Consider the following 6,864-nt stretch of genomic DNA (forward strand, 5'->3'; position numbering starts at 1 on the left):
AGCAGTGGAAGTGGTCGGTGCTCGCCGGCATGGCGTCGTACCTCGACGCCGGGTCGATCGTCGCGCTCGGTGCGGGGCTGGCGCTCTTCCAGGAAAGGTTCGAGCTGACCAGCGGCGGCATCGGCGTGCTCGCCGCCATCGGGCCCAACGCCATCGGCGCGGCGATCGGTTCGGTCATCGGCGGCCGGCTCGGCGACAAGCTCGGCCGCAAGCGGATCTACAAGTGGGACCTGCTCGTGTACGCGGTCGGCATCCTGTGCATCGCCTTCTCCTTCGAGCCGGAGATGCTGTTCGTCGGCACCTTCGTCGTCGGCGTCGCGGTCGGCGCCGACGTCCCGACCTCGCTGGCCCTGGTAGGTGAGCTCTCGCCCGCGGGCGCTCGGGGGAAACTGGTCGGATTCACTCAGGTGGCGTGGAACATGGGTCCTGTGGTCGTCCTGGTGCTCGCGCTCGTCCTCTCGCCCCTGAACCTGCTCGGCATCCGCATCGTGTTCCTGCATCTCGCCGCGGTGGCCGTCATCACCTGGGCGCTCCGTCGTGGCATGTCCGAGTCGCTGCGCTGGCGAAGCGCGAGGGACTCGGCCAGCCAGGCCGGCAGGCGCCTCAAGGCGCTGTTCAGCGGCTCGAACCTCCGCGCCCTGCTGTGGACCGGCGGCATCTACGTGTTCTGGGGGCTCGCCGCGGGTACCGCGGGGATCTTCAACCCGTACATCATCAAGACCCTCGGCGCCACCGGCCAGGCGGGCAGCGTCGCGCTGTCGTGCGCCGGGTTCCTCATCGGCGTGGTGTGCACCGTCCTGATCTTCATGCGGTTCGCCGACCGGAGCTTCGGCACCCGCAAGCTGATGTGGGGTGTCGGCGCGATCATGCAGATCGTCGCGTACGCCCTCTTCCTCGTGCTGCCGTTCACGGTGCTCACCGTGGTGCTGAACATCGTGCTGTTCGCGGTCGGTGCCGCGCTGGCGGGCGAGGCGTTCTACAAGGTGTTCAGCCAGGAGCTGTTCCCGACGATGCTCAGGGGTACCGCGCAGGGCCTCACGTTCGGCGCCGCCCGGCTCGTGCTCGGCATGTGGAGCTTCTTCGTGCCCGTCCTCGCGACCACGGGCATCGATCCGGTGGCGGCGCTGCTGTCGCTGTTCCTCGTTGTCAGCGGGTTCCTCGGGTTCTTCTTCATGCCGGACACGGTGAGCAAGTCCCTCGAGCAGATCGAGAGCGAGCGCTCCGGCGTCGCGAGTCCGAGCGCGGAGACCGTCTGACCGCCGTGACCGACGAGCTGCTTGCCCGCTTCACCAATCCGGCACCGGAGTTCGGCCCGCTGCCCCTGTGGTGGTGGAGCGGCGACACGCTCACCGAGGAGCGGCTGCGCTGGCAGCTGGAGCAGCTCGTCGCGCAGGAGGTCAGGCAGGCCGTCGTGATCTGCCTCGCGCCGACGGGACCGCTCTACGGCTCGATGGCCGACGACCCGCCGTTCATGAGCGACGCGTGGTTCGCGCTCCTGGACGGCGTGTGCGCGTACGCCGAGGAGCTCGGCTTCCGGCTGTGGATGTACGACCAGCTCGGCTTCTCCGGGGCGAACCTGCAGGGCCGGTTGATCGCGGACCGCCGGGACTTCGCCGGGCTCGCGCTCTACCGCACCGGCATCGACGCTCCCGGCGACGCCGTCGTGCGCGCCCCGACCGGACACGTCCCGCTCGCTGCGTACGCCGTCCCCGTGGGGACGTCGGAGCCGGTCGAGGTGCCCGTCGTCGACGGTGCGGCCAGGTGGACGGGCGGACCGGCGCGGGTCACGCTCGTGCACGCCGGTGTCAGTGGCTTCGACTACTTCGGCGCCGAGGCGTGCGCGGCGCTGCTCGACCAGGTGCACGGCGAGCTGGAGCGTCGCGTCGGCCTGTGGTTCGGCCGCAGCATCCACGGCTTCTTCCAGGACGAGCTGCCCGCGATGCCGACGTGGGGCCGCGACTTCGCCGAGACGTTCGCCGACGCATACGGCTACGACCTCGTCCCGTGGCTGTGGGCCCTCTGGGAGGGCACGGACCCGAAGGCCGCGGCCGTCCGTCGCGACTACCACGAGCATCGTGCCCGGCTGGCCAGGCGCGCGTTCTTCGACCCGCACGACGCCTGGTTTGCCGAACGCGGCCTGCTGTGCGGATTCGACCAGCGCTCCCCGGCGCGCGAGGGCGACCCGGTCGGCGGCGTCGAGGTGTACGGCGACTACCTCGGCACGCACGCGGGCTACGGCGCACCGGGCAGCGACCACTGGGGCGACCCGAAGGTGCACAGCTCGCTGGCCCACGCGAACGGCAGCCCGCGTACGTGGATCGAGGCGTTCCACTCGTCCGGCTGGGGCGGCACGCTGGAGGAGACCTACGACTGGCTCGCGCCGTTCCTGCGTCGCGGGGCCACGCTCTACGATCCGCACGCCGTCTACTACGGCACGTCGGGCGGTTGGTGGGAGTGGGCGCCGCCGTCCACCTGCTGGCGGCAGCCGTACTGGCCGTCGTACCACGTGTTCGCCAGGGCGGTGGCGCGGCTGTGCTCGGTGCTGACCGCCGGTACGCACGTGTGCGACACCGTGCTGCTGTCGCCGACGACGACCGCGCAGGCGTACCTCACGCTCGACGGTCCGCTCACACCCGCCACGGCAGCGGCCGAGTCGTACCACGCGCTCAACGGCGTGAGTGCCTGGTACGCCGAGCGGCGCGGTGTGCTCGAACGTGCCGGCGTCGACCACGACGTGCTCGACGACCGTACGGTCGCGTCCGGCGAGGTGGTCGGCGGATCCGGCGAGCCAATCGGGTTGCGGATCGGCGCGGAGACCTACCGGACCGTCGTCCTGCCCGACGTCCACGCCCTGCACGCGGCGACGGCCGGCACCCTGGCGCGGTTCGCGGAGGCCGGCGGGCGGGTGGTGTGCGCCGGCACCACGCCCGAGGTGTTCCTCGGCGGCGATCCGAGCCAGGGGCAGCAGTTCGCGGCGGCCGTCGCGAGCGGACGTGTCGCGGTTGCCGACTCCACGGACGCGGTGGTCGACGCCGTGGTCGCCGGGCCGGTGCGGGTCAGCGCGGACGCGCCGCACCTGCTGCGGTCGTACGCGGACGCCCACGTCGTCGCGCTCACCGCCCACGACGACCGCACCGGGACGGCGGCGCCCGTCGTCTCGCTCGAGCCGGGCGACTGGTCGAGCGCGGGCTTCCCCTGGGACGTGTACTGGGAGCGGTTGCGGACGATCGGGTACCGCTTCGTCCCGCCCGCGGGTCGGTGCGCCCGGGTGCGGGTCGACGGGCTGCGCCGGCCGCGCGCGCAGCGGTGGGATCCCGGCACGGGCCACCGCACCGAGATCCACGTGACCGCAACGGATGACGGCGGTTGGACGTTCGAGGTCGCGTTCGACGACGGCGCGGTCGCGCTCGTCGTGCTCGCCGAGGAGCTGCCCGCCCCCACGCGAGTGCCGCTCGGCGCCGAGATCGGCGCCGTCGAGGTCCCCGGGCCGTGGCGCGCGCTGGCGACCTCGACGCTCGACAACAGGTGGGGTGACCTCGGCGCGGTTGCGCGCGACGGCGTGCTCCCGATCGAGGTGTGGCGCATGGAGCACGCGGTCGGTGCCGCCGACGCCGTACCGGTCGAGGAGGATTGGCAGCCCGTCGTCGCGGGCGACGGACCGTTCGCCGAGGTCCGCGGTCCCTGGCACGGGACCGAGGAGCCCGCCGCTACCTGGCAGCCGGCCGTCTGGTCACTGTCGCGGGGCATCCGCGACGACCCGGTGCACGAGGAGACGCTCGGCCCCAAGGGCCGGGTCCCCGAGGAGTTCCTCGACTGGCGCGACGTCCCGGCGGGCGCGCGGGTCGCCGTCCGCACGCACCTGCCGCTGCCCGACCGCACCGGCCTGTCTCTCGCAGTCGGCGCGAACGCCGCGCGCGAGGTGTCGCTCGACGGGGTGCCGCTCGCGATCGACGGCGACGGCTACCAGTCGTTCAGTCCGCTGCCCGCCGAGGCGGCCGGCACGACCGCCGCGCTGGAGATCGTGCTGCGCGCCGAGGAGTCAGGGCCCGTCCGCGCGTCGTTCGCCGTCGTCGCCGACCCCGCTGCGTACCGGCGGCCAGAGTGGCTCGTCGCCGGTGACGCGGGACCCGTGGGCCGGGTCGCCGAGCTGACGTACGTGCTGACGCTCGACGCGGTCCCCGCCCACCCGCGCGTGCAGTTGGCGAGTGACGGCCCGTGCGCGCTGCTCGTCAATGGCGTCGAGGTCGGGCGGCAGGGCGACTTCAGCCCGTATCCCGGCTTCCGCGAGGTGCGCGTCCAGCCGTACGACCTCGGCGAGGTGCTGCGGGTGGGCGACAACGTCCTGACGGTGCGGGTCACCACGGTCGCCGCCGACCCCACCGCCGCCCTCGTCGACTCGCTGCCGCGGGAGCGCGGCGGGCTCGGGCTGGTGAGCGGACCGGGCTGGCGGGCGACGACGGACGGTGCGGACGTACCGCTGCGGCTGCGGCGACGGCATCCGCACGACCCGCGGTTCGTCTGCGCCTGGCCACGACCGCATCCGCTGCCCGGCGCAGCGTGGCTGGAGCCTGCGGCCGCGCCCGGCGACGTCGTCGTGCCCGTCGTTCCCGGCGTCGACGTCGCGGAGCGGTTCGAGTGGCTTCGGCTGGCCGCGCCGGCGGGCACGACGGCGCTGCGCGTGCCGACCGCGCTCGAGGTGACGGCGACGGTGGGCGGGCGGTCGTACGAGGTGGTCGGCGGGCAGGTCACGCCGGCCGGACCGCTGGCGCCCGGAACGCCGGTGCTGCTGCGACTGCGCGCGACCGACGGGCGCAGCGGCGGTGCGCTGCTCGACGGCGCCGTCGAGGTCACCGTCGCGGAGACCGAGGTGCCGCTGGCGAGCTGGGCCGACCTGGGCCTGCGTGCACTCGGCGGCGAGGTGCGGTACCGCACCACCGTGCGGCTGCCCGCACCGGACGGGCGGCGGACACTGCTCGACCTGGGTGAGGTACGCGGCTGCGCCGACGTCTCCGTCAACGGCACGCTCTGCGGCCGGCTCGTCTGGGGGCCCTGGACGGCCGACGTGACCGACGCGCTGCGCGACGGCGACAACGAGATCGAGGTCGTCGTCCGCGGCACCCTCGCCGGCTACCTCGACGACGCGTCGCCGACCCGCGCGATCGTCGCCGGCCAGGTACGTACCGGCCTGTTCGGCCCCGTCCGCCTGCTGCGCTACGAGTCCTAGCCGGAGTGCAGGCGGGCGTGCAGGGCACGTACCTCGTCGGTGAGCTCCGGCGCGGGACCGTCGACGACGGCGCCTGGGACCACGTCGCGGATCGCGAGCGCACGCACCGGCGGCGGCGGGACGCCGAGCTCGGCGAGCCATGACGCGAGCTGCTCGGACGAGGCGGCGTAGACGATCCGGCCGAGCCCGACCCAGCCGTGCGCCGCGGAGCACATCGGGCAGTGCTCGCCCGAGGTGTACACGGTCGCGGCCGCGCGTTCGTCCGGCGTGAGGTGCTCCGCTGCCCAGCGGGCGAGGGCGAACTCCGGATGCCGGGTATGGTCGCCGCCTGCGACCCGGTTGTGATCCTCGGCGAGGACGGCGCCGTCGGCACCCACGAGCACCGAGCCGAACGGCTCGTCGCCCGCCTCCAAAGCCTCGGTGGCGAGATCCACGCAGCGGCGCAGGTACCGCATGTCGGTGTTGTCAATCATGAGCCGCGGCGCGGGCGAAGTCGAGGCTCTCCCTGACCAGGCCGATGACGACCGCGAGCTCGGCGTCGTCGCGGGGCCCGTAGACCATGATCTCGGTGTCGTGGTCGGCGTACCCGTGCGGCTCGCCCCAGCCCTGCTCGCACACCTGCGCCGCGCGCCCGCGTGGCAGGCACAGGTGGAGGCTGGTGTCGGTGACCCCGTGCAGGTGGACCGGCTCGAGCGGTGGGTCGACCGCGAGCGAGGTCTCGGTCGCCACGACATCGGTCAGGTCGTCGAACAGCAGCGCGCGGGAGGAGACGGGCGAGACCTGGCTGCGCCCCTCGACCACGTGCGGGAGCGCGAGCGACGCGGCGACGAGGCGACCCCACAGCTCCGGTGGCGCCTGCTGGTCGAGTTGGCGGTGCGGTCCCTCGGTCGACGTCGTCGGCCGCGGCCCTGGGCGGTTGCCGGGTGACATGGCGGTCAGCGTAGTCGCGGGCCGACAGGGCCGGTCGCGTCACCACCGGCCCTGTCGGTTCCCCGATACGTCACGCCGAGGGTTGCGCCGCTCACCCCTGAGGAGCGGCGCGTCCCTCGAACCTCGGCGGACGACCGTGTCCAGGGCCCCGGTGGGGTCCTGGGAGACCGCCGACTCGTTCGACGGACTTCGGCTGGGGCGGTGGTGACGTGCCATCGCGGACCCTCCGGGCTCTCCGCCGACGAGGTCGGCGTCACCGGGGTCCTGGGCAACTCCTTTGAGGATACGCCTAGGTTCTGGTTTTGGGTCATTGGCTCGTCTCTGGGCCGCTGTCCTTGTCTCGTGGGACGCTGCCTCACCCCTCTTTTGAGTGTTGGGGTCGGGCGGTGGGTGTCAAGAACCCGCGTCTGGCCTTGGGTGGGTGCGGTGGTCTGGCGGGATCTTGACACCCACCGCCCGACCCAAGTACGCGGCGTCTACGGGGTGAGGCAGCTCTGTGGCTGCCTCGCTTCCCGGTCTGTCTGCGGTGACCGTTGATTCACGGAAACCGTTGCTGCGTAAGGGAATCCGGCCTATCAACCGTCTCTCAGTTGTGGTAGACTCGAACACATGTTCGACGTCGAGGAGCCGGACCGGATCGAGGCACTCCCCGCCTCCGGCACCACCCACGCCGCCCTCGACACCGTCGACCTCGCGTCTGCGCCGGTCGA

General features: G+C 73.0%; 4 protein-coding genes. 2 read left to right on the forward strand and 2 right to left on the reverse strand.

Annotated elements, in window-relative coordinates:
• Nucleotides 1-29: 29 nt before the first annotated feature.
• Both GEV10_12735 and GEV10_12740 read left to right on the forward strand, forming a co-directional pair.
• Entirely contained in the window at nucleotides 30-1,256 is a 1,227-nt protein-coding gene (locus tag GEV10_12735) for an MFS transporter (GenBank protein MQA79322.1), read from the forward strand.
• A 5-nt stretch (nucleotides 1,257-1,261) separates the two neighbouring features.
• The gene (locus GEV10_12740) at nucleotides 1,262-5,224 is read left to right on the forward strand and encodes a hypothetical protein (protein MQA79323.1); all 3,963 of its coding nucleotides are present in this window, start codon (nucleotides 1,262-1,264) and stop codon (nucleotides 5,222-5,224) included.
• Here the strand turns inward: GEV10_12740 and GEV10_12745 are convergent.
• On the reverse strand, nucleotides 5,221-5,697 hold the full coding sequence (locus GEV10_12745; protein ID MQA79324.1) for a nucleoside deaminase: 477 nt from the start codon (nucleotides 5,695-5,697) through the stop codon (nucleotides 5,221-5,223). The genes GEV10_12740 and GEV10_12745 overlap by 4 nt on opposite strands.
• The gene (locus tag GEV10_12750) at nucleotides 5,690-6,025 is read right to left on the reverse strand and encodes a hypothetical protein (protein ID MQA79325.1); all 336 of its coding nucleotides are present in this window, start codon (nucleotides 6,023-6,025) and stop codon (nucleotides 5,690-5,692) included. Before GEV10_12750 ends, GEV10_12745 begins: the two co-directional genes overlap by 8 nt.
• Nucleotides 6,026-6,864 lie beyond the last annotated feature (839 nt).

The organism is Streptosporangiales bacterium (assembly GCA_009379955.1).
In the GTDB taxonomy this organism is placed as follows: domain Bacteria; phylum Actinomycetota; class Actinomycetes; order Streptosporangiales; family WHST01; genus WHST01.